Here is a 4,016-nt window from a genome sequence, read left to right on the forward strand (position 1 = left end):
CGCGGTACCGCGCATGGCGCTTGAGAGGCTGGCGGGGGTCGGCATGCCCCGACCAGCCCTCGGCGATACGCTTGCCCCTGGTGAAGGCGGCGAGATTGAAGGCAGTGCCACGGCTGACCGGATAGGCGACCATATGGAAGCCGGGATAGAGCAAGGCGGTAACGCAATCTGCCGCACCGACCGCTGCAAAGGTTTGTCCGGCGGGGCTGTCGGCGGCCACCGTGGCGCGCCAGGCAAGCTCGCCCGAAAACCGGCTTCTCCGGAAATTGGCCGCGTTGCGGGCAAGCGTTTCTCGCACCGACGACCAGACGCCATCCGCGCCGATCAGCAGACAGCCAGCCTCGACCGTTTCGCCATCAGCCGATGCAGTGACGGCAACACCTTTCGGTCCGGCTGCGATGTCGGTCACCCGCGCGCCGGCGATCAGATCGATACCGGGCTGCTCCGAAACTCGCGCCATCAGCGCTGACTGCAGATCCGCGCGGTGGGCAACGAGATAGGGCGCTCCCCAGCGCGTTTCTGCGGCCTGGCCAAGCGGTACGCACGCCAGCTTGCGCAGCGTGGCGGCATCCTTGAGCACGACCGCCTCCGGCCGCACCGCCGTCGCCAGCAGCCGTTCGAGTACGCCGAGCTGCCGTAGGATGCGCGTCGCGTTGGGTGAAAGCTGGATGCCGGCGCCGGCAGCCTCGAGGTGCTGCGCCTGTTCGAACAGTTTTATCCGATAGCCGCGCTCGGCGAAGGCCAGTGCCGCGGTCAGCCCGGCGACGCCCGCCCCGGCGATGACCACCTGCCGGGACTGCGTTTCCTGCATCAGGCTTGTCGCGGAAGAATCAGGCGGCCTGGTCGATATAGAGGCAGCCCGGCGGCTGCGTTTCCAATGCCTTCAGCTTCGGCGAATATCGATAGAGCGTCGAGCAATAGGGGCAGACCTTTTCATTGTCGTCGCCCATGTCGAGAAATACATGCGGATGGTCGAAAGGCGGATTGGCGCCGGTGCACATGAATTCCTTGACGCCGATGTCGATTGCCGGATAGCCCGCATCGTTCTGGAAATGGGGAATGGAACCGCCTGCCATCGTCGTCTCCTGATCTTGTCGACTGCATCTGGATCATAACCCGTCTCTTTGCAAGATCGATGAAATGAAACTGTCGCAAAAGCCTGTCAGAGGATAAGTTAAGCCGGTTAAGGCTGGCGCCGACGGCTGGTGTAGGAAGAGCAGGAACCATGAACGAACTGAAGCCGGTCCAGAACGAATTCATAACCATCGAGGCTGCGAGCCGCGAAGGCGGCAATCCGGACCGCTTCGTCAACCGCGAGTTTTCCTGGCTGCAATTCAACCGGCGCGTGCTCGAAGAATCGCTGAACGCCAATCATCCGCTGCTCGAGCGCGTTCGCTTCCTGTCGATATCGGCCGCCAACCTCGACGAGTTCTTCATGGTCCGCGTCGCCGGTCTTGCCGGCCAGGTGCGCGAGGGCATCGTGCTGAAGAGCCCGGACGGCCGCACACCCGAGCAGCAGCTCGAACAGTTGCTGCGCGAGGTCGAGCGCCTGCAGGAGGACCAGCAGAACAGCCTTTCGGCGCTGATGCTGCAGCTCAACAAGCAAGGCATCGAGAGCATCACCCGCGATGCCCTGACCAAGGACGAGAAGACCTGGCTCGAGGACCATTTCCAGGAGCAGGTGTTTCCGGTCCTGACGCCGCTGTCGATCGACCCAGCGCATCCGTTTCCGTTCATTCCCAATCTCGGGTTCTCGATGGCGCTGCAATTGCGCCACCGCAAGAACGGGGAGGAGATGAGTGCGCTTTTGCGCCTGCCGATGGCGCTGAGGCGGTTCATCCGTTTGCCGGATCGCAAGCGCCATGTCCGCTTCATCCCGCTCGAGGAGGCGGTCGGTCTTTATATCGGCAAGCTGTTCCCAGGCTATGAGGTCAAGGGTTCCGGCACGTTCCGCATCATCCGTGACAGCGATATCGAGGTCGAGGAAGAATCCGAGGATCTGGTGCGGCTGTTCGAGACGGCGCTGAAGCGTCGCCGCCGCGGCTCGGTCATCCGCATCGAGTTCGACAGGCTGATGCCGTCCGAATTGCGCGACTTCGTCGCCGGCGAGCTCGGCGTCTCGGCCAGCCGCATCAGCGTGCTTACCGGCCCGCTGGCGCTTAGCCAGATCTCGGAGATCGTCGCCGTCGCCCGCGACGATCTGAAGTTCACGCCCTACAATCCGCGCTTCCCCGAGCGCATCCGCGAGCACGGCGGCGATTGCTTTGCCGCCATCCGCGAGAAGGACATCATCGTCCACCACCCTTACGAATCCTTCGACGTGGTGGTGCAGTTCCTGCGCCAGGCGATGGCCGATCCGGAAGTGGTGGCGATCAAGCAGACGCTCTACCGCACCTCCAACGATAGCCCGATCGTACGCGCTCTGGTCGACGCCGCCGAGGCCGGCAAGTCGGTGACGGCGCTGGTCGAGCTCAAGGCGCGTTTCGACGAGGAGGCCAACATCCGCTGGGCCCGCGACCTCGAGCGCGCCGGCGTCCAGGTTGTCTTCGGTTTCCTCGAGCTCAAGACCCACGCGAAAATGTCGCTGGTGGTGCGGCGAGAGGACGGCAGGCTACGCAATTACGTGCATCTCGGCACCGGCAACTACCACCCGGTCACCGCCCGCATCTACACCGACCTGTCCTTCTTCACCACCGACCCGACGATTGCGCGCGATGTCGCCCAGTTGTTCAACTTCATCACCGGCTATGCCGAGCCGGCCGAGCAGATGCGGCTCGCCATATCGCCGTTCACGCTGCGCAACCGCATCCTCAAGCACATTTCGGACGAGATCGGCCACGCGCTGGATGGCAGGCCGGCTCGCATCTGGATGAAGATGAATGCGCTGGTCGATCCGATCATCATCGATGCGCTTTATGACGCCAGCCGCGCCGGTGTCGAGATCGATCTCGTCGTGCGCGGCATCTGCTGCCTGAGGCCGCAGGTGCCCGGCCTCTCGGAGAACATAAGGGTGAAGTCGATCGTCGGCCGTTTCCTCGAGCACAGCCGCATCTATTGCTTCGGCAACGGCCACGGCCTGCCATCGGACGGGGCGATCGTCTACATCTCCTCGGCCGATCTAATGCCGCGCAATCTCGACCGCCGCGTTGAGACCATGGTGCCGATCACCAATCCAACTGTGCATGAGCAGGTGCTCGGCCAGATCATGCTCGGCAACATCATGGACAACCAGCAAAGTTTCGACGTATTGGCTGACGGAACCTCCCGGCGCGTCGTGCTGGAAGAGGGCGAGGAACCGTTCAACGCGCAGGAATATTTCATGACCAATCCGAGCCTGTCCGGACGGGGCGATGCGTTGAAGTCGCATGCGCCCAAGCGCATCGCGCAGTTCAAGCGCCGCAAGAAACAGAACGCAGCGACGGGCTGATGATTTCAGCATCCCAGGGCCGGCTGCAGGACCGCCGACCGCTGTCCATCATCGATATCGGGTCGAACTCGATCCGTCTTGTCATCTATGAGGGGCTGGCGCGCTCGCCGACCTTGCTGTTCAACGAAAAGATGCTCGCCGGCCTCGGCCGCGGCATCGTTTCGACCGGAAAGCTCGATCCCGAGGCGGTGACGCGCTCGATGGAAGAGTTCCGCCGCTTCCGCGCGCTCTCCGACCAGGCCGGCGCCGAGCGCATATATGTGCTGGCGACCGCCGCCGCTCGCGAGGCCGTCAACGGCCCCGACTTCATCCACCGCGCCGAGGATGTGCTCAAGACCGAGATCCAGGTGCTGAGCGGCCGCGAGGAAGCCCATTATTCGGCGCTCGGCGTCATCTCCGGTTTCCATCCAGCCAACGGCATCGCCGGCGACCTTGGCGGCGGCAGCCTCGAACTGATCGATATCGATGGTGAGACGATCGGTGACGGCATCACACTGCCGTTGGGCGGCTTGCGCCTGCAGGACATGGCGAAGAACTCGCTAACCCAGGCAGCAAGGATCACGCGCGAGCAACTGGCGCGGGCGAAATT

At 63.4% G+C, this 4,016-nt stretch carries 2 protein-coding genes and 2 pseudogenes; 2 read left to right on the forward strand and 2 right to left on the reverse strand.

Annotated elements, in window-relative coordinates:
- Together E5W70_RS31255 and E5W70_RS31260 are read right to left on the reverse strand one after the other, a co-directional pair.
- Window positions 1-811, reverse strand: a pseudogene (locus tag E5W70_RS31255) (FAD-dependent monooxygenase); the annotation flags it as partial.
- A 19-nt stretch (window positions 812-830) separates the two neighbouring features.
- Complete coding sequence (locus E5W70_RS31260) at window positions 831-1,076, reverse strand: zinc-finger domain-containing protein (RefSeq protein WP_254820632.1); 246 nt, start codon at window positions 1,074-1,076, stop codon at window positions 831-833.
- A 149-nt stretch (window positions 1,077-1,225) separates the two neighbouring features.
- Between E5W70_RS31260 and E5W70_RS31265 the strand changes: the two genes are divergently transcribed.
- A complete protein-coding gene (locus E5W70_RS31265; RefSeq protein WP_292665114.1) occupies window positions 1,226-3,427 on the forward strand; it encodes an RNA degradosome polyphosphate kinase in 2,202 nt (733 codons plus the stop codon).
- Window positions 3,427-4,016, forward strand: a pseudogene (locus E5W70_RS31270) (exopolyphosphatase); the annotation flags it as partial. The gene E5W70_RS31265 and the pseudogene E5W70_RS31270, both read left to right, overlap by 1 nt.

It is taken from the genome of Mesorhizobium sp., assembly GCF_005063415.1.
Lineage (GTDB): Bacteria > Pseudomonadota > Alphaproteobacteria > Rhizobiales > Rhizobiaceae > Mesorhizobium.